22 protein-coding genes are annotated in these 24,367 nt (G+C 42.7%); 14 read left to right on the top strand and 8 right to left on the bottom strand.

All coding sequences use genetic code 11. The features are described 5' to 3' along the window. Window positions 1–11 precede the first annotated feature (11 nt). The 8 genes from secD (at window position 12) to pgpA (ending at window position 7,619) form a co-directional block, all read left to right on the top strand. Window positions 12–1,859: a protein translocase subunit SecD gene (gene secD / locus PSE72_RS10895; protein ID WP_004914628.1), complete on the top strand. Its 1,848-nt coding sequence runs from the start codon at window positions 12–14 to the stop codon at window positions 1,857–1,859. Window positions 1,860–1,869: 10 nt separating this feature from the next. Next, window positions 1,870–2,838, top strand: a complete 969-nt coding sequence (gene secF, locus PSE72_RS10890) for a protein translocase subunit SecF (RefSeq protein WP_004914625.1) — start codon at window positions 1,870–1,872, stop codon at window positions 2,836–2,838. A gap of 379 nt (window positions 2,839–3,217) precedes the next feature. Further along, complete coding sequence (gene nrdR, locus PSE72_RS10885; RefSeq protein ID WP_198641839.1) at window positions 3,218–3,667, top strand: transcriptional regulator NrdR; 450 nt, start codon at window positions 3,218–3,220, stop codon at window positions 3,665–3,667. Between the two features lie 5 nt (window positions 3,668–3,672). Continuing rightward, complete coding sequence (gene ribD, locus PSE72_RS10880; protein WP_004914622.1) at window positions 3,673–4,788, top strand: bifunctional diaminohydroxyphosphoribosylaminopyrimidine deaminase/5-amino-6-(5-phosphoribosylamino)uracil reductase RibD; 1,116 nt, start codon at window positions 3,673–3,675, stop codon at window positions 4,786–4,788. 90 nt (window positions 4,789–4,878) lie between these two features. Continuing rightward, window positions 4,879–5,352 (top strand): 6,7-dimethyl-8-ribityllumazine synthase, encoded by a 474-nt coding sequence (gene ribH / locus PSE72_RS10875; protein WP_004905531.1) that lies wholly within the window; start codon window positions 4,879–4,881, stop codon window positions 5,350–5,352. Window positions 5,353–5,455: 103 nt separating this feature from the next. After that, window positions 5,456–5,872: a transcription antitermination factor NusB gene (gene nusB / locus PSE72_RS10870; RefSeq protein WP_004914619.1), complete on the top strand. Its 417-nt coding sequence runs from the start codon at window positions 5,456–5,458 to the stop codon at window positions 5,870–5,872. A gap of 243 nt (window positions 5,873–6,115) precedes the next feature. Further along, window positions 6,116–7,099 (top strand): thiamine-phosphate kinase, encoded by a 984-nt coding sequence (gene thiL, locus PSE72_RS10865; protein WP_115166633.1) that lies wholly within the window; start codon window positions 6,116–6,118, stop codon window positions 7,097–7,099. 1 nt (window position 7,100) lies between these two features. Continuing rightward, window positions 7,101–7,619: a phosphatidylglycerophosphatase A gene (gene pgpA, locus PSE72_RS10860; protein WP_109911879.1), complete on the top strand. Its 519-nt coding sequence runs from the start codon at window positions 7,101–7,103 to the stop codon at window positions 7,617–7,619. 265 nt (window positions 7,620–7,884) lie between these two features. On the opposite strand, the gene PSE72_RS10855 is transcribed toward pgpA, so the two are convergent. From PSE72_RS10855 to fixA, 5 genes are all read right to left on the bottom strand, one after another. After that, window positions 7,885–9,228, bottom strand: a complete 1,344-nt coding sequence (locus PSE72_RS10855; RefSeq protein WP_371021382.1) for an MFS transporter — start codon at window positions 9,226–9,228, stop codon at window positions 7,885–7,887. An 80-nt stretch (window positions 9,229–9,308) separates the two neighbouring features. Further along, window positions 9,309–9,596: a ferredoxin-like protein FixX gene (fixX, locus tag PSE72_RS10850; protein ID WP_115166635.1), complete on the bottom strand. Its 288-nt coding sequence runs from the start codon at window positions 9,594–9,596 to the stop codon at window positions 9,309–9,311. Next, window positions 9,593–10,879 (bottom strand): FAD-dependent oxidoreductase FixC, encoded by a 1,287-nt coding sequence (gene fixC, locus PSE72_RS10845; RefSeq protein ID WP_115166636.1) that lies wholly within the window; start codon window positions 10,877–10,879, stop codon window positions 9,593–9,595. Before fixC ends, fixX begins: the two co-directional genes overlap by 4 nt. Window positions 10,880–10,933: 54 nt before the next feature. Beyond that, on the bottom strand, window positions 10,934–11,875 hold the full coding sequence (locus tag PSE72_RS10840) for an FAD-binding protein (protein WP_115166637.1): 942 nt from the start codon (window positions 11,873–11,875) through the stop codon (window positions 10,934–10,936). Between the two features lie 11 nt (window positions 11,876–11,886). Then, on the bottom strand, window positions 11,887–12,657 hold the full coding sequence (gene fixA, locus PSE72_RS10835) for a putative electron transfer flavoprotein FixA (RefSeq protein ID WP_115166638.1): 771 nt from the start codon (window positions 12,655–12,657) through the stop codon (window positions 11,887–11,889). A 511-nt stretch (window positions 12,658–13,168) separates the two neighbouring features. On the opposite strand from fixA, the gene caiT reads away from it, so the two are divergent. The 6 genes from caiT to caiE all read left to right on the top strand — a co-directional run bounded on the left by caiT (window position 13,169) and on the right by caiE (window position 20,268). Beyond that, window positions 13,169–14,686 (top strand): L-carnitine/gamma-butyrobetaine antiporter, encoded by a 1,518-nt coding sequence (gene caiT, locus PSE72_RS10830; RefSeq protein WP_004914596.1) that lies wholly within the window; start codon window positions 13,169–13,171, stop codon window positions 14,684–14,686. 34 nt (window positions 14,687–14,720) lie between these two features. After that, entirely contained in the window at window positions 14,721–15,863 is a 1,143-nt protein-coding gene (gene caiA / locus PSE72_RS10825) for a crotonobetainyl-CoA dehydrogenase (RefSeq protein ID WP_004914593.1), read from the top strand. A gap of 63 nt (window positions 15,864–15,926) precedes the next feature. Next, window positions 15,927–17,147 (top strand): L-carnitine CoA-transferase, encoded by a 1,221-nt coding sequence (gene caiB, locus PSE72_RS10820; protein WP_213942367.1) that lies wholly within the window; start codon window positions 15,927–15,929, stop codon window positions 17,145–17,147. 71 nt (window positions 17,148–17,218) lie between these two features. Beyond that, a complete protein-coding gene (gene caiC / locus PSE72_RS10815; RefSeq protein WP_115166639.1) occupies window positions 17,219–18,778 on the top strand; it encodes a crotonobetaine/carnitine-CoA ligase in 1,560 nt (519 codons plus the stop codon). 87 nt (window positions 18,779–18,865) lie between these two features. Further along, on the top strand, window positions 18,866–19,651 hold the full coding sequence (gene caiD / locus PSE72_RS10810; protein WP_115166640.1) for a crotonobetainyl-CoA hydratase: 786 nt from the start codon (window positions 18,866–18,868) through the stop codon (window positions 19,649–19,651). A gap of 23 nt (window positions 19,652–19,674) precedes the next feature. Then, window positions 19,675–20,268 carry a carnitine operon protein CaiE gene (gene caiE, locus PSE72_RS10805; RefSeq protein WP_272690960.1) on the top strand — a complete coding sequence of 198 codons (594 nt, stop codon included), beginning with the start codon at window positions 19,675–19,677 and terminating at the stop codon, window positions 20,266–20,268. Between the two features lie 78 nt (window positions 20,269–20,346). On the opposite strand, the gene caiF is transcribed toward caiE, so the two are convergent. The 3 genes from caiF to ispA form a co-directional block, all read right to left on the bottom strand. Next, on the bottom strand, window positions 20,347–20,739 hold the full coding sequence (caiF, locus tag PSE72_RS10800) for a carnitine metabolism transcriptional regulator CaiF (RefSeq protein ID WP_115166642.1): 393 nt from the start codon (window positions 20,737–20,739) through the stop codon (window positions 20,347–20,349). Window positions 20,740–21,333: 594 nt separating this feature from the next. Further along, a complete protein-coding gene (gene dxs, locus PSE72_RS10795) occupies window positions 21,334–23,199 on the bottom strand; it encodes a 1-deoxy-D-xylulose-5-phosphate synthase (RefSeq protein ID WP_115166643.1) in 1,866 nt (621 codons plus the stop codon). A 249-nt stretch (window positions 23,200–23,448) separates the two neighbouring features. Beyond that, window positions 23,449–24,366 (bottom strand): (2E,6E)-farnesyl diphosphate synthase, encoded by a 918-nt coding sequence (gene ispA, locus PSE72_RS10790; RefSeq protein ID WP_115166644.1) that lies wholly within the window; start codon window positions 24,364–24,366, stop codon window positions 23,449–23,451. Between the last annotated feature and the right edge of the window lies 1 nt (window position 24,367).

The raw sequence follows: 24,367 nt of genomic DNA, 5'->3' as shown, positions 1-24,367 counted from the left end.
AGGGAACTGCCGTGCTAAACCGTTATCCTTTGTGGAAGTATCTGATGTTGATCTTCGCGATCCTCATCGGTTTGCTTTATGCACTTCCAAACCTATATGGTGAGGATCCGGCTGTTCAGATCACTGGCGTGCGGGGAACCGCCGCCAATGAACAAACGCTGATCCAAGTCCAGAAATCGTTAAAAGACGATAAAATTGAGAGTAAATCTATCTCTCTAGAAAATGGGGCCATTTTAGCCCGATTCAACAACTCTGATGTTCAGTTACGTGCGCGTGAAGTGATCATGAATGCACTGGGTGACCAGTATGTTGTTGCATTAAACCTTGCACCTGCAACGCCTAAGTGGCTCGAAGCTATCGGTGGTGAACCGATGAAGCTTGGTCTTGATCTGCGTGGTGGGGTTCACTTCCTGATGGAAGTTGATATGGACACTGCATTAGGTAAATTGCAGGAACAAAACATGGATGGTTTGCGTAATGACCTGCGTCAAGAAGGCATTGCGTACTCTTCTATTCGTAAAGGCAATGATTATAGCGTGGAAGTTCGTTTCCGTAACGCGGATGATCGTAGCCAAGCTGAAAAAGCATTGTCTCGTAAATACCCAGACTTAGTCTTTAGTGATGGCAGCGATAACACCATGATCGCAGTGATGACCGACGAGCGCTTACGTGAAGCACGTAACTACGCGGTTTCTCAGAACATTACTATTATTCGCAACCGTGTAAACCAATTAGGTGTTGCGGAGCCACTCGTTCAACGCCAAGGCGCTGACCGAATTGTGGTTGAATTACCGGGTATTCAAGATACCGCGCGCGCAAAAGAAATTTTAGGTGCGACTGCGACATTAGAATTCCGTCTAGTGAATACCGCCGTGGATTCTTCTGCAGCGGAAAGTGGCCGTGTACCAGGTGATTCAGAAGTTAAATATGACCGTGAAGGCATGCCTTATGTCTTATATAAGCGAGTGATCTTAACGGGTGACCATATTACCGACTCAACATCTGATGCGGATGAAAACGGTCAACCACAAGTGAGTATCAGTCTTGATAGTTCTGGTGGTTCTATCATGTCTGACTTTACACGTGATAACCAAGACAAGCTGATGGCAACGCTGTTTGTTGAATACAAAGACAGTGGCAAGAAAGATGCAACGGGCCGTTCAATTTTGGTGAAAGATGAAAAAGTCATCAATGCGGCACGTATTTCTGCACGTTTTGGTAGCAAATTCCGTATTACTGGTATTACTAACGGCACTGAAGCTCGCCAGCTTTCATTACTGTTACGTGCAGGTGCGTTGATTGCGCCAATCCAAATTGTTGAAGAACGTACCATTGGTCCAACACTAGGTATGCAAAATATCGAGCAAGGGCTGAAAGCCTGTATCGCAGGTCTGTTAGCTTCTATCCTGTTTATGATTATTTACTATCGTAAATTTGGTCTGATTGCGAGTAGCGCGCTGTTGGCAAACTTGGTGTTAATTGTTGGGGTGATGTCCTTATTACCGGGCGCAACACTGACTATGCCTGGTATTGCCGGTATCGTATTAACCCTTGCGGTTGCCGTCGATGCGAACGTTCTAATTAACGAACGGATTAAAGAAGAGCTCAAGAACGGTCGATCTGTTCAGCAAGCAATTCATGAAGGGTATAAAGGCGCCTTCTCAAGTATTACAGACGCAAACTTAACGACACTGATCACCGCGATTATTCTCTACGCAGTGGGTACTGGGTCTATTAAAGGCTTTGCGATTACGACAGCGATTGGTGTCGCAACCTCTATGTTTACAGCTATCGTTGGTACACGTGCTATCGTGAACCTGCTTTACGGCGGTAAACGTATTAACAAGCTGTCAATTTAAGGAGCACGTTGTGGCACAGGATTATACTGTTGAACAATTGAACTATGGCCGTAAAGTTTATGACTTTATGCGCTGGGACAACGTTGCCTTTAGCATTTCTATCGTATTACTGATAGCTTCTTTTGTGATTATTGGCGTCAAAGGTTTTAACTGGGGCTTAGATTTCACCGGTGGTACGGTAATTGAAATCAACTTAAGTCAGCCAGCTGATTTGGATAAAATTCGTGATAGCTTGTCTAACTCGAATCATAAAGATCCATTAATCCAAAACTTTGGTAGCAGCCGCGATATCATGATCCGTATTCCGCCAATTGAAGGCACTGCTGGTCAAGAAGTCGGTAAAGAAATTATCACGATTATCAACCAAAATGTGGATGATAAAGCAACCGTAAAACGCATTGAATTCGTGGGGCCAAGTGTTGGGGCTGAATTAGCGCAAACAGGGGCTTTGGCTCTGTTAACTGCGTTGATTTGTATCCTAGTCTACGTTGGTTTCCGTTTTGAATGGCGTTTGGCCGCGGGTGCCGTGTTATCTCTTGCGCATGATGTGGTGATCACTTTAGGTATTCTGTCTTTGTTCCATATAGAGATAGATATGACTATTGTGGCATCATTGATGTCAGTTATTGGTTACTCACTGAACGACAGTATCGTTGTATCAGACCGTATCCGTGAAAACTTCCGTAAAATACGCCGTGGTACACCGTACGAAATCATGAACGTCTCTTTGACGCAAACATTGAGCCGTACCATCATGACATCAGCCACCACATTATTAGTGGTTCTGATGCTATACCTGTTCGGTGGCGCAATGTTAGAAGGCTTCTCATTGGTTATGTTAATCGGTGTAACTATCGGTACTATCTCATCTATTTATGTGGCTTCTGCATTAGCACTGAAGATGGGTATGAAGCGTGAACACTTGATGCAAGCGAAAGTCGAAAAAGAAGGCGCAGACCAAGAGTCATTACTGCCTTAGTTTTAAAAACGATGGTAACTAAGCCAATTAGCACTCAAAATAGTTCGTGTTGTAGGTAGGCGGCAAGTGTAATTAATCCCTAGGAGCATACAAAAGTATGTGACTAGGGTTCATAAGCGATGCCAATACCCCTACAACGGGAATAATAAAGAGTTAAGCCAATTAGTGCTCAAAATAGTTCGTGTTGTAGGTAGGCGGCAAGTGTAATTAATCCCTAGGAGCATACAAAAGTATGTGACTAGGGTTAATAAACGATGCCAACACCCCTACAACGCGAAATATGAAGAGCAACGAGAACACCCTAGGAGGCATCTTCTAGGGTGTTTTTTCTCGCACAGTAGGGTAAACTATCTCCCCCTAAATAGATTCAGGAAACGCTATGCACTGCCCATTCTGCTCAGCTGTAGATACGAAAGTTATTGACTCGCGTCTGGTCGGTGAAGGGGCCCAAGTCCGTAGACGCCGCCAGTGCTTACTTTGTCATGAACGCTTCACCACTTTTGAAGTCGCTGAGCTTGTCATGCCTAGAGTCATTAAAAGCGACGATATTCGTGAACCTTTTGATGAAGAAAAGCTTAATCGAGGTATGCAAAAGGCATTAGAAAAACGGCCTGTAAGTTCTGATGACATTGAGCAAGCTATTATTTCTATAAAATCTCAGCTTCGGGCTACGGGGGAACGTGAAGTTCCGTCTAAATTGATTGGTAGTTTGGTTATGGATGAACTGAAAAAGCTCGATAAAGTTGCCTATATCCGTTTTGCTTCTGTTTACCGCAGCTTTGAAGATGTGCGCGAATTTGGCGAAGAAATCGCTAAATTACAGGATTAACGCCAATGATTGAACAAGACAACATGTATATGGCTCGTGCTTTTGAATTGGCACGAAAAGGGCGTTTTACTACATCACCTAATCCAAATGTCGGGTGTGTGATTGTGCGTGATGGTGCCATTGTCGGTGAAGGGTATCATCAGAAAGCAGGGGAACCTCACGCTGAGGTTCACGCATTGCGTATGGCAGGAGAAAAAGCGCAAGGGGCAACGGCCTATGTCACCCTTGAGCCTTGTAGTCATCACGGCCGCACTCCGCCTTGTGCAGAAGCACTGATTAATGCAGGTGTAAGCCGAGTTGTAGCGGCGATGCAAGACCCAAATCCTCAGGTTGCAGGCCGTGGTCTGTATATGTTGTCGCAAGCAGGAATTGAAACACGTAGTAATGTTTTATTAGACGATGCTGAAGCGGCGAACCGTGGCTTTTTAAAACGTATGCGTACCGGGTTTCCCTATATCCAGTTGAAACTTGCTGCTTCGCTTGATGGCAAGACCGCCCTTGAATCTGGGGAAAGCAAATGGATTACCAGCCCGGCAGCTCGCAAAGATGTACAAGCTCTTCGAGCCGAGGCAAGTGCTATTTTAAGTACGAGCAGCACGGTTGTTGCTGATGACCCTTCTTTAACGGTACGTTGGAATGAGCTCCCTTCAGATATCCAACAAGTGTATCCAGAAAGCCAAGTACGCCAACCCATTCGTATTGTGTTAGATAATCACAATCGAGTGACTCCTGACCATAAAGTTACTCAATTAGATGGTGAATGTTGGTTAGTGCGCTCAACCCCAGATGAAAATGCGGTATGGCAAGGAAAAATTGAGCAAATCGCTATTCCAGCAGATGAAAACGGCACCGATCTGGTTATTTTGATGATGCAGCTGGCTAAACGTAATGTGAATAGCATTTGGGTTGAGGCGGGAGCAAAACTCGCAGGCTCATTACTTAAGCTAGGTTTAGTTGACGAACTGATTGTCTATATTGCACCTAAATTATTAGGTGACAGCGCTCGAGGTTTGGTGGACTTTCCGCCGCTTAACGCCCTTGTTGATGCGCCAAAATTTGAATTTACAGAAGTGAAGCAAGTCGGGCCAGACCTTCGTGTCAGGCTTCGTCCCGTATGGTAAGTGGTTTTTTTGAAAATCATACGTACGATACACGAAAGAATGTGATAAAATCCGCGCCCCGCGGGTTATAATTAATATTAGAGGAAGGCTATGAACGTAATTAAAGGTGTTGTTGCTGCTCCACAAGCGCGTGTTGCTATCGCTATCGCTCGTTTTAACAACTTTATTAATGATAGTCTGCTGGAAGGTGCTGTTGATGCGTTAGAACGCATTGGTCAGGTTTCAAATGACAATATTACAATTGTGTGGGTTCCAGGCGCTTATGAGCTGCCATTGACCACAAAAGCATTGGTTGAAACGAATAAATATGATGCAGTGATTGCATTAGGTACTGTGATTCGTGGTGGGACTGCTCACTTTGAATACGTTGCAGGTGAATGTAGCTCCGGTTTATCTCATGTTGCGATGAACAGTGAAGTTCCAGTGACTTTTGGTGTGTTAACCACTGAAAATATTGAACAAGCTATTGAACGTGCGGGTACTAAAGCAGGTAATAAAGGTGCTGAAGCTGCACTGACAGCACTTGAAATGATTAATGTAATTAAGGCCATCAAAGGCAAATAATACACAATTTGCTCTATGTTGCTATTTTTTCGCCACTACGGTGTAGATTACGCAATGCAACAAGTATTTATTGTGTACAGTTTTTAAATTTAAGGGGAATCTTGTGAAACCTGCTGCTCGTCGCCGCGCTCGTGAGTGTGCTGTACAAGCCATTTATTCATGGCAATTATCTGGCAATCCAATTGCTGAAGTCGAATATGAGTTTATTGCTGAACAGGACATGTCAGACGTCGACGTAAACTATTTTCGTGAACTGTTATCAGGTGTTGCGACTAACGCAACAAAACTAGATCAACAGATGGCGCCTTATTTATCTCGTCAGCTCGAAGAGTTAGGGCAGGTAGAAAAAGCGATTTTACGCGTCTCCATGTTTGAATTAAGTTTCCGTGAAGATGTACCTTATAAAGTCGCAATCAACGAAGGTATTGAATTAGCGAAAGTTTTTGGCGCAGAAGATAGCCATAAATTCGTTAACGGTGTATTAGACAAAGCTGCACCTGCGGTACGCCGTAAAAAATAATAATATCAGGGTTCCCTCCTGTAGCACTACGGTAATAAATAGGTAGCCTGGGTTCCAGTCTACCTTTGTGTTTATATGCTCGCGATATTTCAATGGTCGGTGAGCGAAGAATAATTGCAGCCAATTAGATAGACTCTTCAGGTTAGCAATTCGGTGCTATTTACCTATTATTGAATTATTAGGGTGTAAATTATTTGCTTCGTCTTAAACGAAAATAGATATAGCGAAAACGGAAAATCTACCATGTCATATGGCGAATTTGACCTCATCGCGCGTTATTTTAACCGTCAAATCACTAACCGACGTGATGTTAATATCGGTATTGGGGATGACTGTGCGTTGATGACCATTCCAGAAAAACAGCAACTTGCTGTAAGCACTGACACTCTCGTTTCTGGTATTCATTTCCTACCAACCATTTCACCAGCTGATCTTGCTTATAAATCATTAGCATCTAATTTAAGTGACCTCGCAGCGATGGGCGCAGACCCTGCATGGGTTTCTTTGGCAATTACATTGCCTTGTGTTGATTGTGATTGGTTACAATCTTTTAGTGATAGTTTGTTTGAACAGCTTAACTATTATGGCATGCAATTAATTGGTGGTGATACAACCCGCGGCCCTATGAGCTTGACCTACACGGTTCATGGCTTAGTGCCAAATGGCAAAGCGATGTCCCGTGCGGGGGCGCGTAATGGCGATTGGATTTATGTAACGGGGACTCTCGGTGATAGCGCTGCTGGCCTTGCTATTTTACAAGATAAACTGAATGTTAAAAATGTAGAACATCAAGAATGGCTAATTGCGCGTCATTTACGTCCACAGCCACGAATTTTACAAGGCCAAGCATTGAGAAACCTGGCTTCTTCTGCGATTGATATTTCGGATGGTTTAGTTTCTGATCTCAACCACATCTTGAAAGCGAGCAGTTGTGGTGCGCGCATTAATTTAGATGCATTGCCTCAATCAGAAGCGTTGAAACAAAGTTGTAGTATCGAACAAGGGCGTTTATGGTCTTTGAGTGGTGGTGAAGACTACGAACTTTGCTTTACCGTTCCTGAAATTAACCGTGGGGCGCTAGAGATGGCACTTGCACATACAGGCTCAGGCTTTACGTGTATTGGGCAAATTAAGCCGCAGTCTGAAGGAATTAGCTACTTTTGCAATAACCAAGAAGTTGATGTAAACCTAAAAGGTTTCGATCATTTTGTTTCGGAAGGTGCATAGAATGGCTAGTCGCCAAGAAAAAGCAGAAGCAAAAAAACGGCTGAATATGCGTAATCCTTGGCACTTATTGGCTACAGGATTTGGTAGCGGCCTTTCACCTATTGTGCCAGGCACAATGGGCTCTCTTGCTGCGATACCTTTCTGGTTATTAATGGCCAACATGCCAATTTGGAGCCTGTGGGTGCTTATTATCGCGGGTTTTTGGATTGGTTGCTTAATTTGCCAGCGCACTTCCGATGATATGAAAATTCATGACCACGGCAGCATTGTTTGGGATGAATTTATCGGGATGTGGATTACTCTCATGGCGATCCCAGTTGTTGATTATGAATGGGTCATCACCGCCTTCTTTATTTTCCGCATTTATGACATGTGGAAGCCATGGCCGATAAGGATTTTTGACCGAAAAGTCAGCGGCGGTTTTGGCATCATGATTGACGATATTATTGCGGCGATTTTTGCTTATGTGACTATTTGGTTGTTGGTATGGTATGACATCATGCCATTCTCTACCAACTAAATACGCGTCATATTTTGCGCTGTGGCGTTGTTGGCCGCACTTGGTTACCCGAATCACATACTTGTGTATGCTCATCGGGATAACCTCGATTGCCGCCTAGCCACAACACAAACTATTTAGCGTATAAATACGTGTCATATTTCAAATTGTAGGGGTGTTGGCTTCGCTTATTCGCCCTAGTCACATACTTGTGTATGCTCCTAGGGTCTTATTCGCTTGCTGTCTTGGTGCAGTAAGAATTGTTTAGCGTATTTGATGTGATTGTTTATCGTAGTAACTTCTTTTGCTTCTTTTTGTGTCGAATACCCATCACTGAGGTTTGGGCTAGGGTTAACCCTTTGGTTTCTGGAGCAAATAAAATCGAGACAATTAATCCTATTAGCGAGACACCAGCCCCCATCAAGACCACCGAACTGACACCGTATTTAGTGATAAATAGCGGTAATGCCCACGTTGAAAAAATGGTTCCAATACGACTGATGGACATAATTACCCCAACGGCAGAGGCACGAATATCCGTTGGAAACAGCTCATTAGGGTAGAGCCATTGCAAAATACCGGGCCCTCCTGAGAAAAAGGCATAGATACCAAACATAATGATAACGAGGCAAATACCAAGGTTAGAGAAGAACCCGAGTATCGCTAGTGCAAAAGTCATTAAGGCAAAACTGCCAATCAAAAGTGGCCGCCTTCCCATTTTATTTAGCCAATACATCGCTGGCAGACAACCTAACATGAAGAATAAGCTGATAACTACGTTACCGAGTGCAGCGTTTTTTCCTTGATCCCACCCCAACTGCCCAACGATTTGTGGTCCAAAGGTGTAAATTGCAAACATCGGGATCACTTGGCAGGTCCAAATAATGGCGGTGAATAGGACGAAAGAAAAATGCCTCTTAGTGAATAATTGAAGAAAGTGTGTTTTTTGTTGTTCTTCGGCTTCAAATATTACGGGTTGGCCAAACAGCTTTTCCATCATTTTTTCACATTCTTTAATGCGCCCTTTGCGAATCAGCCAAAGAGGTGATTCAGGTAAATCAAAACGACCAATCAAAATAATAATACAGGGGATCACTGAGCTACCAAGCATCCAGCGCCAGCCATCTTCCACGTCATATAGCATATAGCCGACGAGATTGGCACAGGTGGCACCGACATACCACATTGCTGCAATAAACCCGACAGCAAATGCACGTTGTTTGGTATTGGAAAATTCGGTGATCATTGACGTTGCAATTGGGTAGTCTGCACCTATTACAATCCCGATTAAGAACCGCATGATAAGCAGCTCCATCGGTGTTGAGACAAACATGGTCGCGACTGAAATGGCACCAATGGCAACAATATCAATTAAAAACATTTTACGACGACCGACTTGGTCACAAATATAGCCAAATAGAGAAGTACCAATGAATAGGCCTGCCAATGTTGCAGCACCCAATAAGCCAATCCATTCACTACTTAAACTTAATACGGGGGTGAGTTGTTCTAATGCAACGCCGATCAGGACTAATACATAACCATCCAGAAAAGGCCCACCGCTACCCCACAGCATAATCCGTCGGTGAACGGAGGAAAATTGAATATCATCAAAACTTTTTGGTTTCATTATGGATGTGTCCCTGATCAGCGCAAATAAACGCCTGAAAACTCTCGAAGTTATTAGCTTCGAGAGTGATGCTAAATAAATCAGCCGTAACGAAATTCAATACCGAAAGTGCCGCGTGGGTATTCCCATTTTTCTAATGCACTATCTAAGCCAAGAATGCGGCAGGTTCCACATTCGAGACAGCCGGCATAATCGAAACGTACTGAGCCATCTTCTTGTTTTTTATATAATCCCGCAGGGCAAGCTTTAGTTAATGTGTCGAGCACATTCATATCTGGATGCTCTTTTATCACAATATGCGGGTTTTCTTCATCGACATTAAATTTATTAATACCGAGTTTGACATCAACGTTGACTGGATTATTCATATTGCTCTGACTCCTTTAATTCCATCCTTGAGCAAGTTCATAAAGCCCACTTTTTTCGCGTGTTGTAACATGGTCTTACGTAAAGGCACTGGAGCTTCATCTGAAATAGTGAAGAGTTTTTTTGCAATACCAACCGCCATTTCTGGGTAAGCAGAAAACATGCGCGGGTTATCCAAAAACTCAGGCATTTTTTGGTACATTTTCATGTCCCGCAGTGGGCCTTCGTTGAGCAGTGTGAGGTATTGATTTAAATTTTGTTTGCTGAAATCGTCAGTTTTCATTGCGCTAAGTACCGCTTTTGCTGCCGCTTCACCTGAAGCAACGGCTAAATCCATACCTCGAATAGTAAAACCTAAATTCATACACATACCCGCGGCATCACCAGCAATTAATACACCATCACGAACCAATTCGGATTGCATTTTTAAACCCGCTTCAGGGACGACGTGCGCGGCATATTCGACCATTTTTCCACCTTCAATCAAAGGTGCAACAGCCGGATGTTGTTTAAAGTCTTCAAGCATTTGCGGAACAGATTTTTTAGCATCTTTAATATGGTGTAGGCCGCAAACTAAGCCGAGTGAAATGGTATCTTCATTGGTATAGAGGAACCCACCTCCCATCAAGCCATCGGTTGGTGAGCCAGCAAATAGCCAAGCAACACCTTCTTTGTCTTTAAGGTTAAAACGGTTAGCTAGGACATCTTTTGGTAGTTCAATGAGCTCTTTTACACCAACAGCGACATGTTCTGCATTGACGCGTTTAGTCATGCCAAGTTGTTCAGCCAGCAGTGAGTTGACGCCATCCGCTAAAATGACCACTTTAGCTTCAAGTACATCACCATCAGCCTCAACACCAACTACCTTGCCATCACGTTCAACTAACTTATCAACCCGAATCCCCGTAATACACTGTGCACCAGCATTTTCGGCTTGTTCAACTAGCCATGGATCTAATTTACCGCGTAGTACAGACCAAGACGTTTCATCAGGGCTTTGTTCTGAGCCATTTTGGAAATCAACTGTAACAGCGCCAGTTTCGGTCATAAATGACAGTTTTTCGCGTGTGATCATGCGCTCAATAGGCGCTTCTTGGGTAAAGCCTGGAATAATGCGTTCTAAGCTATGGGCATACATTCGCCCACCTGTTACGTTTTTGCCGCCCGCGTAGTTTCCTCTTTCGATTAGGAGAACTTGCGCACCTTCACGGGCAAGCACCAATGCAGCTACAGAGCCAGCTAGACCTGCGCCTACAATGATTGCATCAAAAATATCATCGGACATAGTTTCTCCAAAGGCCACGAAAACAGTGAGGAAAATGCCTCACTGTTATTGAGTTTATTTCGCCAGTTGTTGCGTTAACGCAGGTAAGATTTTGAACAGATCGCCAACGATCCCGTAGTCTGCAAATTGGAAAATAGGGGCGTTTTTATCTTTGTTGATTGCGACGATCGTTTGTGCGCCATTCGCACCGACCATATGTTGGATCTGCCCTGAAATGCCGATGGCAAGATAAAGTTCAGGTTTGAGCATTAAGTTAGAAATACCCACATAGCGCTCATGTTCCATCCATTTTTCATTTTCTGCGACTGGGCGAGAACAAGCGATTTCAGCACCAATGGTATCGGCGAGCGTCTTGGCGATAGCAATGTTTTCTTGGCTACCAATACCTCGCCCGACACTGACAACTAAGCGTGCTTTATCTAATTCCACTGAGTTACCTGCTTTTTTCTGAATCGAGGTACGTACAATAGATTGTTTTGGTTCGATCCATTGTGTAGCTTGAGCTGTGCCGCTACGTGATGCATCACTCGGTGCCGCTTCAAATGTACCAGAGGTAAGGGTTGCAATTGAAAATGCGCTATCTAGGGTCTCTTGGCCGAAGGCTAAGCCACCATAAACCATATGTTTAATCAGCGGTTTTTCAGATTCAATTGTGATTGCGGCGGCATCATTGGAAACCGCGGCTTGTAGTTTCGCGCCTAAGCGTGCTGCAAGTAATTTTCCTCTGCGGGTATTTGGTAACAACAGTAAACCGTTATCGCTTTGTTGTTTGATGGTGGAAACCATCGTGTCCGCATAGTCTTCAATAATGCGGTCATCGGGTTTACCTGTTAATAGAAAGACTTGCGAAGCGCCAAGTTGGAAAGCTTGTGCGCTTAGTGCTTCATCAAGGGCAAAAACATTCACTTGCTCGCCAAGCGAGAGGGCACCACCGATAAGTTCAGGTAAGCGAGAAGTCATATCACTAAATACCCAAACGGTTGATAATTTGCTCATAACTCCTCCAATTAAATAATTTTTCTTAAATGTTCAGCAAATTGCGCAATTTGGTCATCGCCATCACCTTCAATGATGACCCGCTGGCGGACTTTTTGTTTCGGCGCGGCGATAGATTGAGACGATAATGCGGCAACGTTATCTAAGCCAATATCTGCCATCATCCAAGCTTGGATGGGTTTTTTAGCGGCACCTAAAATGGCTTTCATTGAAGGAATAACAGGAACGTTAATGTCGGAGGTTACAGCGATAATGGCCGGTAATGGCATGGATAGCGTTTCAATTTCATCTTCTAGCTCACGTTCTACAATGACCGTATCAGCTGTGATGGAAACAATTTTTTTCACACCATTGATGGCAGGAATTTGCAGCGTTTCACCTAATAAAATGCTCACTTGTTGTGCATTGAGATCCGCGGAGCCATCACCACAAATAATTAAATCGAAGCCCACTTTCTGTGCCGCTGCACCAAGGGTAATGGCAGTTTGATGGGGAAGTGCATGCTCAAGTTGGTCATCAATCACAACAACGAGCTCATCTGGGCCACGCGATAGCACATCTTTACGTGCTTTCATATTCGTGAGTGCTTTACCACCAATACTTAACGCAATCACTTTGCTGTCAGCTTGCTGTGCTTTTATTTGATTAGCGGTTTCAATTGCATTTAAATCATATTGACTGATTTTGGTATCGGCACGTGAAAAATCTAAAGAACCATCTGCGCTATTTACAATAATATCTTGTTCATCAGGAACAGATTTATAGCATGTAATAATATTCATTACATCTCCTAAAATAATATTAATAAATATGATCCGTTTCGGTTTCGGATTATATAATTATCATGAACTGGGTATTTAAAAATAAAACCTAAGTCACCAATATTGAAAACCTTAAATTAAAGTGGGTTTAAATATTCATACTGATACCCTACTCACCAATACTGTAAAAATCATCTAGTTATCAATGAAATGTTCAATATTGCTACTGGAATCACCAATACTGAAGGTATTTAATAACATTAACGTTACACAATATTTTATCTCTATGTATTTATTGGTGTTTTAATTATTAAAGTTAATAACAATTATTTATCACGAATAATATTGTGACCTTAATAACAGAATTGTTTATGGGGACTAGACATGATTTGGATAGAATTTGAATTAATACTTAATTAGGTTTGTTGGGATTTAATAATAAATATAAGTTTTAAATGCATATAGATATTAGGTAATGAGAATAATATCTATTTTAAAACTTATATATTAAATAATAAATTGGGACCGAACTATGAGCAAAGAAAATAAAAAAGGTGGAATAGAACCGAAGGTTTTTTTTCCACCGTTGATCATTGTTGGACTACTGTGTTGGTTAACTGTTCGTGATTTAGATGCGTCAAATGAAGTTATCAACCAAGTTTTCAGCTATGTCACCAATGTGTGGGGCTGGGCATTTGAGTGGTATATGGTTGTCATGTTTGGTGGCTGGTTTTGGTTGATTTTAGGGCCTTATGCGAAGAAGCGCTTAGGGGAAGAAAAACCTGAGTTTAGCCGAGCAAGCTGGATTTTCATGATGTTCGCATCTTGTACTTCAGCTGCCGTACTTTTCTGGGGTTCGATTGAAATATTCTACTATGTATCAGCGCCTCCATTTGGTTTTGAGCCTTATTCAAATGAAGCGAAAAATATCGGGTTAGCCTATAGCTTATTCCACTGGGGACCGCTCCCATGGGCGACTTATAGCTTCTTATCGGTCGCATTTGGTTACTTTTTCTTCGTTCGTAAAATGGATGTTATTCGCCCAAGTAGTACGCTGGTTCCATTAGTGGGTGAGAAACACGTAAATGGCTGGTTTGGAACCATTATTGATAACTTTTACTTGGTCGCATTGATTTTAGCAATGGGGACGAGTTTAGGGCTAGCGACACCGCTGGTTACCGAATGTATTCAATACCTGTTTGGAATTCCTCATACCCTTGAGCTCGATGCCATCATTATCTTCTGCTGGATCATCCTAAATGCAATTTGTGTGGCTTTTGGTTTGCAAAAAGGGGTGAAAATCGCCAGTGACGTCCGTAGTTACCTGAGTTTCTTGATGCTGGGATGGGTATTTATTGTTGGCGGTGCTAGCTTCATTGTGAACTATTTTACCGATTCTATCGGGGTTCTAATGATGTATATGCCACGCATGTTGTTCTATACAGATGCAGTCGGCAAAGGCGGTTTCCCACAAGGTTGGACCGTATTCTATTGGGCGTGGTGGGTAATTTATGCCATCCAAATGTGTATTTTCCTCGCACGTATCTCTAAAGGCCGTACCGTCCGTGAGCTGTGTATCGGTATGGTAGCAGGCTTGACGGCAGGAACTACGCTAATTTGGACAATATTAGGCAGTAATACCCTACAACTGGTAGACCAAAACATTATTAACATTCCAAAGCTGATCGAAGAGTTCGGCGTCGCACGCGCCATCATTGAAACATGGGCGGCTTTACCTTTGAGCACTGCAACAATTTGGGGCTTCTTCATCCTCTGCTTTATCGCCACGGTGACACTGATCAACGCGTGTTCTTACACACTCGCGATGTCAACTTGTCGCGCAGTTAAAGATGGCGATGAGCCACCGTTATTAGTGCGCATTGGTTGGTCTGTCTTAGTTGGCGTTATCGGCATTGTCTTGCTGGCTTTAGGCGGATTAAAACCAATTCAAACCGCGATAATTGCCGGAGGATGCCCACTTTTTTTCGTCAACATCATGGTAACGCTCTCCTTTATTAAAGATGCCAAAGTGCATTGGAAAAATGACTAATTTATTCAAAAACAACATGTAAGAGGTTATTGATATGGATTTTAGATTGAATGATGAGCAGGAACTGTTTGTCGCAGGGATCCGTGAACTGATGGCCAGTGAAAACTGGGAAAGCTATTTCGCCGAATGTGACCGCGACAGTAAATATCCTGAACGCTTTGTCAAAGCCTTAGCGGATATGGAAATCGATAACCTGCTGATCCCAGAAGAACATGGCGGCTTAAATGCAGGGTTTATCACCGTTGCTGCGGTATGGATGGAGCTTGGTCGCCTAGGTGCACCAACCTATGTGTTGTACCAATTACCGGGCGGTTTTAATACGGTGCTTAGAGAAGGGACTCAAGAGCAAATTGACAAAATCATGGCGTTCCGTGGTACGGGTAAACAAATGTGGAACTCGGCGATCACTGAACCGGGTGCAGGATCTGATGTTGGTAGCCTACAAACCACTTACCAACGCCGTAATGGCAAAGTGTATTTGAACGGTAGCAAATGTTTTATCACCAGTAGTGCTTACACCCCATACATTGTGGTGATGAGTCGTGATGCGGATTCACCAGACAAACCTGTTTTCACCGAATGGTTCTTAGATATGAGCAAACCAGGTATCAAGGTGAACAAACTTGAAAAACTGGGTTTACGCATGGATAGCTGTTGTGAAATTACTTTTGATAATGTCGAGCTGGATGAAAAAGACATGTTTGGCCGCGAAGGTAACGGTTTTAACCGTGTAAAAGAAGAGTTCGACCATGAGCGTTTCTTAGTGGCATTAACTAACTATGGTACCGCGATGTGTGCGTTCGAAGATGCGGCGCGTTACGCTAACCAGCGTGTTCAATTCGGTGAAGCCATTGGTCGTTTTCAGTTAATTCAAGAAAAATTTGCACATATGGCGATCAAGCTCAATTCAATGCGCAACATGTTATATGAAACTGCATGGAAGAGTGACAACGGATTGATCACCTCTGGTGATGCAGCAATGTGTAAATACTTCTGTGCAAATGCGGCATTTGAAGTCGTGGACTCTGCGATGCAAGTACTCGGTGGTGTAGGAATTGCAGGTGAGCACCGGATCGCCCGTTTCTGGCGTGACCTTCGTGTGGATCGCGTATCAGGTGGTTCAGATGAAATGCAAATACTGACATTAGGCCGTAGCGTACTGAAACAATACCGCTAATAACTGAACGTAATGGGATGGTTTTCAAGAGAAGGCCAACCCTGCTTCACAGGAGATAAGAACATGGCAGAGCATCTACCTATGCCAGAATTTGGCCCTCTAGCTGGGGTTAGAGTGGTATTTTCAGGAATTGAAATTGCTGGCCCATTTGCAGGGCAAATGTTTGCAGAATGGGGCGCTGAAGTGATCTGGATAGAAAATGTCGCCTGGGCAGACACTATTCGCGTTCAACCCAACTACCCACAGCTGTCACGGCGTAATTTACGTGCGTTATCATTGAATATTTTCAAAGATGAAGGGCGTGACGCGTTTCTAAAACTGATGGAAACAACCGATATCTTCATTGAAGCGAGTAAAGGCCCCGCATTTGCTCGTCGTGGTATCACGGACGAAGTACTTTGGGAACATAACCCTAAACTGGTCATTGCACACTTATCCGGTTTTGGGCAGTACGGTGACCCACAATATACCAACCTCGCAGCGTATAACACCATTGCTCAAGCCTTCAGTGGCTATCTGATTCAAAACGGTGATAAAGACCAGCCAATGCCGGCTTTTCCTTATACCGCAGACTATTTTTCTGGCATGACGGCGACAACTGCCGCACTGGCTGCATTGTATAAAGCACGTGAGACTGGAAAAGGTGAAAGCATTGACGTTGCTATGTATGAAGTGATGTTGCGTATGGGGCAATACTTCATGATGGACTACTTCAATGGTGGAGAGATCTGCCCACGTATGACAAAAGGGAAAGACCCCTATTACGCAGGTTGTGGCCTATATAGTTGTAATGATGGCTATATCGTGATGGAAATTGTTGGTATCACGCAAATTCAGGAAATTTTTAAAGATATTGGGTTGGCGCATCTGTTAGGTACACCAGAAATACCCGAAGGCACACAGTTAATTCACCGTGTGGAATGCCCTTATGGGCCTTTAGTTGAAGAAAAACTCGATGAATGGCTAGGTTCACGTTCGATTGATGAAGTGTTAACAAGACTCGCGGAATTGAATATTGCTAGCGCCAAAGTCCTTACTATTCCTGAGTTAGAAACCAATCCTCAATACATTGCACGCGAATCTATTACCAGTTGGCAAACAATGGAAGGAAAAACCTGTCGTGGTCCTAACGTCATGCCTAAATTCAAAAATAACCCCGGACAGATTTGGCGAGGCATGCCATCACACGGTATGGACACGACAGATATCTTAAAAAATATTGGATACAGCGAAACTGATATTCGGGGGTTAGTCGATAAAGGGCTAGCCAAAATAGTTGATTAATTGAATGGGTACTCAGGTCAATGATGACTATTGAGCTGAATATTCATCAGGGAAATGATGGGTAACAATTAATGGATGTAATCGGTAAACAAAATTTGCGTCAAATGTGGGATGATTTAGCGTTAACCCATGGAAACAGCCAGGCGCTTATCTTTGAATCCTGCGATGGAAAAACTAGCAAGTTCAGCTATTTAGAAATGAACCAGCACATTAATCGCACCGCCAATCTCTTTTTAGCCTATGGCATTCAAAAAGGCGATAAAGTGGCTTTACATTTAGATAATTGCCCGGAATTTTTCTTTTGCTGGTTTGGCTTGGCTAAAATTGGGGCGATTATGGTCCCAATTAATGCGCGTTATAAATACAATGAAAGTGCTTGGATCATGCAGAACTGCCAACCCAAAATGGTAGTCACTCGTTCCTCTTTCTTAGATATTTATCAACAAGTATTCGCTGACGTAGCGACAAGTCTAAAACATATTTTTTTGATTACAGACACACAAATTGAACCCGTAGAGCATATTTCTGACTTTTGGTTTGAACAGTCACAACAACATACGCAATTGACTCAGGTTGTTGAATTGAGTGTCGATGATACGGCCGAGATTTTATTTACCTCTGGAACGACCTCGAGGCCTAAAGGGGTAATTATTACCCACTATAACCTCCGCTTTGCCGGTTATTACTCTTCTTGGCAAAACAGCTTACGCTCTGATGATATTTATTTAACAGTCATGCCTGCTTTTCATATTGACTGCCAATGTACAGCTTCTATGGCTGCATTTTCTGTCGGTGCAACGTTTGTGTTATTAGAGAAATACAGCGCACGCCGTTTTTGGCAACAAGTGGTGAAATACAAAGCGACTGTCATCGAACTTATCCCCATGATGATCCGCACATTGTTAAGCCAGCCGCTGGCGGATAACGAAAAAGATCATTGTTTACGAGAAGCGATGTTTTACCTCAATTTAAGTGAAGAGGAACGCGACCAGTTTATGGCCCGGTTTGGGGTGAAGCGGTTTTTAACTTCGTATGGAATGACGGAGACTATTGTTGGTTTGATTGGTGACCGGCCTGGTGATATGCGTCGCTGGCCGTCCATTGGTCGCCCGGGTTTTTGTTATCAGGCACAAATTCGGGACAGAAATAACCAACGTGTTGCTGCGGGGGTTATTGGTGAGCTCTGTGTGAAAGGTGAGCGTGGTAAAACCCTTTTTAAAGAGTATTACAACAACCCTGAAGCGACAGCAAAAACCTTTGATGAAGCGGGATGGATGCACACGGGGGACTTTGCCTACCAAGATGAAGATGGATTTTTCTATTTTGTCGATAGAAGCAGCAATATGATCAAACGCGGTGGAGAAAATGTTTCTTGCAGTGAAATCGAAAATATTATCACCTCACACCCTGCCATTGTGGATGTGGCGGTGATCGGCGTTGCGGATGATATCCGAGATGAAGCGATTAAAGCCTTTATTGTGCTTGAAGAAGGGGAAACCTTAACTCAGGAAGAGTTCTTTGCTTTTTGTGAAAAACAAATGGCGAAATTTAAGGTGCCAACGAGTGTTGAGGTACGTAAAGATTTACCGCGTAACTGCTCTGGAAAAGTATTGAAAAAACATCTGCAATAATCGACAAACTTGATTAATTTTGCATACATTTCGGGCTGCATACCTGCAACCTGAAGCGTCACTGCACGACGAAGAAAGGATTATATTATGAGCGAATCATTAAAAATTACCCGAAATGGCGCTATTTTAGAAATCATACTCGATAGGCCTAAAGCCAATGCAATAGATGCAAAAACCAGTTTCAAAATGGGGGAGGTTTTCCTTAATTTTCGCGATGACCCTTCGTTGCGTGTTGCAATTATCACAGGGGCAGGAGAGCGATTTTTCTCTGCAGGCTGGGACTTAAAATCGGCGGCAGAAGGTGAAGCCCCTGATGCTGACTTTGGCCCAGGTGGCTTTGCCGGTTTGACTGAAATTTTTAATTTAAACAAACCTGTTATTGCGGCGGTGAATGGATATGCATTTGGTGGCGGTTTTGAACTGGCTTTAGCGGCAGATATGATAATTTGTTCTGAAAATGCCAGTTTTGCATTACCTGAGGCTCAGCTCGGTATTGTTCCAGATAGCGGGGGGGTTTTACGTTTACCTAAAATTTTACCTGCGCCAATCGTGAATGAAATGGTTATGACTGGCAGAAGAATGGATGCACAAGAAGCTTTACGTTGGGGAATAGCTAACGATGTAGTGCCTATTGAGAGTCTGATGGATAAAGCCCGTGAACTTGCAGAACAAGTTACGCAAAGTGCGCCATTAGCAGTTGCTGCTCTAAAAGAAATTTTCCGCGCGACAGGGGAGCTTACTGTCGAAGAGGGCTATAAATTAATGCGCAGTGGTGTACTGACTCATTATCCTGCGGTTCTTCATTCCGAAGATGCCACAGAGGGGCCATTGGCTTTCTCTGAGAAACGTTCTCCAAACTGGAAAGGTCGCTAATTAATCTAGCAGTGAGGTGAATTTTGAGTTTTTACGCTTTTGAAGGTGTTATCCCGGTTGTTCATCCTACTGCATATGTTCACCCATCAGCGGTAGTGATTGGTGATGTGATTATTGGTGAAGGGGTTTTCGTTGGGCCGAATGCCTCTTTACGTGGGGATTATGGCCGCTTGATCATAGAAAAAGGGGCAAATATTCAGGACTGCTGCATTATGCATGGCTATAGTGGTGTCGAAACCATTGTCCATGAATGTGGGCATGTAGGCCACGGAGCTATTTTACATGGATGCATTATTGGCCGTGATGCTTTGGTCGGAATGAACAGTGTCGTTATGGATGGCGCAGTGATTGGTGAGGAAAGTATTGTTGCTGCGATGAGTTTTGTTAAGGCCGGTTTTCAAGGCGAAAATCGTCAGATGTTGGTCGGAAGTCCTGCGCGCTTTTTACGCTCAGTGACTGATGAAGAACTGCATTGGAAACGGTTAAATACGAAAGAATATCAAGACTTAGCAGGCCGATATCATCAACAATTACAGGAAACCCAACCGCTGACAGAGCTTGAAGTTAATCGACCCAAATTATTTGGTACAACAGATGTAAAACCTAAGGGCCAGTGATTCACTAAAAGGCCGTAAAATAAAAAACGCAGATGGTGAAGTCTGCGTTTTTTATTGGTATAAAACTGAAAAATAAGTTTAACGACGTTGTGCTTTTGACAGCATCCATCGCCATTTTTGCTCTCGATTTAATTCACTTGGTGGCATAGAGGCCGCTTTCATTGGGGAATCGATAGTGACTTTTTCAGTTTGATGGCTTCTTAAACGAGCATAAAGCTGGTTATCAATTTTCTTAACTTTAATAAGCCGCTGACATTGGCAGCCTCGTCCCGATAATTTATTTGGGATCATTTTTACTTCACACTGAATTTCAGCAACATCAGATAAAATATAAGAAACAATATTGACAGCATTAGGATGCGGAATATCAAAGTGATTAGATATTTCTCTAGCTGTAGTCCAATGGCCTTGTTTCATTACCCAGTTTGCGATAGATAAATACAAGGGTTCATTAATATATTGTCCACACATAAGCGCTCCCAAATCTATTTATTAAAATTGGCTAAATAAAAAGAAACTATATGCAAATTGTAGTTGGAATAGCGTTTATTTGTTTCCTGGTTTGTTAATTAAGAAAACAAAATAATCAATTATTAACTTCTGGTTAAAATTGTTAAAATAATATATTCGTTTTTAATGTTAATTATCATTGTTTTAATATAAAACTTATATTTCATAATGATAGGTGTCGAATATAATTCAGAGCCTAAATTACGCCGTCATACAGTGACAAGCTTCATATTAATGGATTTCAAAATGATTTGCATGCCTTTATTGTGAAAATTTACATTCAAGACAAAAGTTTTGTTTATATTCTGATTTTAGGTAAATAACTGAATATCGTTGTAGATAAACTGATTATATTTGGTTTTATATTTGATTGTAATGATCTTGAAATATAATAAAAATGTGACATGGGTGATTTTTTTAATTGGATATTAGCGAATAAGCAATAACAAAGAGTTAAATAATTTTCTAATATATTAAGAAAGAGAATAAGAGTGATTGGCTTTGTGATTGAATAGGGCATTGCGTGTTGATGCAATGCCCTCCTAGAGATAAAAATTATTTGGCTAAGTAGTTATTAATAGAATTAACAATACCTGTGGAATCTAAGCCCAGTTCAGCAATAAGTTCTTCTTGGGTACCTTGAGAAATAAAATAGTCAGGTAAGCCAAGGTTTAAGGTTGGAATGATTTTTTTCTCATGCATTAAGAATTCATTCACACCGCTACCTGCTCCACCCATGATGGCATTCTCTTCGAGAGTGACAAGTACATCATGAGTATTGGCCATTTCAAGGATAAGCGCTTCGTCTAAAGGCTTCACAAAGCGCATATCAACAACAGTTGCATTAAGCCGCTCAGCGGCGACCAATGCGTGGCTTAATAAGGTACCAAAGCATAAGATAGCGACCTTCTCACCTTGGCGACGAACAATACCTTTACCAATAGGCAGCGGTGATAGCGGCTGTAACTCAGCGCCTGTTCCTGTGCCTCGAGGGTAACGAACCGCACATGGACCATCTTGATAATGGTAGCCAGTATGTAGCATTTGGCGGCACTCATTTTCATCACTTGGAGCCATAATAACCATGGTTGGTATACAGCGCAGGAATGAAATATCAAAAGAACCTTGGTGAGTTTGCCCATCAGCTCCTACAATACCGGCTCGGTCGATCGCAAACATGACAGGCACCTTTTGGATAGCCACATCATGAATGACTTGGTCGTAACCACGCTGCAAGAAAGTCGAATAGATAGCAACGATAGGCTTATAGCCACCAATAGCAAGGCCTGCAGCAAAGGTGACAGCATGTTGCTCTGCAATCGCGACATCGAAGTATTGATCAGGGAATTCTTTAGAAAACCGAACCATACCAGAGCCTTCACGCATTGCAGGGGTGATAGCCATCAACTTGCCATCATTTTTAGCCTCTTCACACAGCCAATCACCAAAAATTTTAGAGAATGTCGGTCCGGTCTCTTTGCTTTTGGGCAAAGTGAATGTACTTGGGTCAAATTTAGGAACTGCATGCCAGCTAATTGGGTCTTTTTCTGCCGGCTCATAACCGCGACCTTTCTTGGTCATGATATGTAAAAATTGCGGTCCTTTTAAGTCACGCATATTTTTTAACGTTTGAACTAAGGCAACAACATCATGACCGTCAACGGGGCCAATATAGTTAAAACCTAATTCTTCAAACATGGTCCCCGGTACGACCATGCCTTTAATGTGTTCTTCTGTCTTTTTCAATAATTCTTTGATAGGTGGCATGTTAGAAAAAACTTTTTTCCCACCTTCACGTAATGTTGTATAGAGCTTTCCAGAAAGTAAGTGAGCTAAGTGATTGTTTAGTGCGCCAACATTTTCTGAAATAGACATTTCGTTATCGTTTAAGATAACCAACATGTCAGGTGCGGCATCCCCTGCATGATTCATTGCTTCAAATGCCATTCCAGCGGTGATGGCGCCATCACCAATCACACAAACTGTTTTACGGCTTTGTTGCTCTTTTTCTGCAGCAATGGCCATACCTAAACCGGCACTAATGGATGTTGAGGAATGGCCAACGCTTAAAATGTCATATTCACTTTCTTCGCGCCATGGAAAGGGATGTAGACCATTTTTTTGACGGATGGTATCAATACGGTCACGGCGACCCGTTAATATCTTATGTGGGTAGGCTTGGTGGCCGACATCCCAAACAAGATTATCAAATGGAGTTTTATAGACATAATGTAATGCGACGGTGAGTTCAACAGCACCGAGGCCAGAAGCAAAGTGACCGCTAGAGCGACCCACGCTACTCAGCAAGAATTGTCTGAGTTCATCACAAAGCTTAGGCAAACTTTCTTTAGGCAACAGACGAAGCTCATCTGGTGTCTCTGCCAAGGCTAGCGTGGGATATTTAGCGATATCAATACTCATTAGTTGCTCACTTATAATTAATAAAAAACCCAACTTATTTAGCCACAATAAAATGACTATTCTCAGTATTTAGCAGCATAAAGCTTCTATCTGCTGTTGGGTTGCCTTCGTTTATCGTCTGCCTATAACTCGAGTGATTAAGAAGTAATCCATCTATTTTTTTGGTTATAGGAATGATTCGAAGATGCATTAGGGTAATAAATTGCCGTAATTATCGATCTTCTTGTAGCCAAAAGGCAAAGCATATTGTCAGCTTTTACGTTCAATAATGAAATTAGCTAAAGCGCTTAACATTTCTATATTATATCCATGGGACTGGAGAGTCTCTAAAGCGTCTACCGCATCATGATATAGCTCACGTGCTTTTTTCTGAGCAACTTCAAGCCCTAATAGCGATGGATAGGTACTTTTTTCATGTTCGGCATCCGTTCCTTGGCGTTTACCTGTGACTTCGCTATCACCGATAACATCTAGGATATCGTCCTGTACTTGAAAGGCAAGACCGATGGATTGTGCATATTTGTCTAAAACAGGCAGTAATTTTTGACCTTTTTCACCAGCAGCAAAAGCACCAAGACGGATTGCTGCACGAATTAATGCCCCTGTTTTATGTTGATGAATGCGCTCAAGAAATTCAAGGTCAACTTGCTTTCCTTCTGCTTCTAAATCAAGAGCTTGCCCGCCACACATTCCCGCTAAGCCACTTGCGTATGATAACTCTGCAATCATCGCTATGCGGTCTTTGTCTGTCACATCAGGCATTGGCGCAGATGACAGTAATTGGAATGCCAATGTTTGTAATGCATCTCCAGCAAGCACTGCATTGCCTTCACCATACTTAATGTGACAAGTCGGTTGGCCACGACGCAAATCATCATCATCCATTGCAGGTAAATCATCATGGATTAATGAATAAGCATGAATACATTCGACTGCAGCAGCTGGAGCGTCAAGGTTTTCTTGGCTAACACCAAACATAGAACCGACGGCATAAGTTAAAAATGGACGTAAGCGTTTTCCACCCAATAATGTGCCATAGCGCATCGCCTGAGCAAGTGGGAGGTCTGCAAATGGCAGCGCATTTAAGGCATCTAATAGGTATTGATTGACTCTGTCGTAGGCTTGCTTTTGTTGCTGCGTAAAGCTATCTAAATGTTGTTCAGACATA

The organism is Providencia sp. PROV116 (genome assembly GCF_028482485.1).
In the GTDB taxonomy this organism is placed as follows: domain Bacteria; phylum Pseudomonadota; class Gammaproteobacteria; order Enterobacterales; family Enterobacteriaceae; genus Providencia; species Providencia rettgeri.
This window is presented reverse-complemented; position numbering and strand designations above follow the sequence as displayed.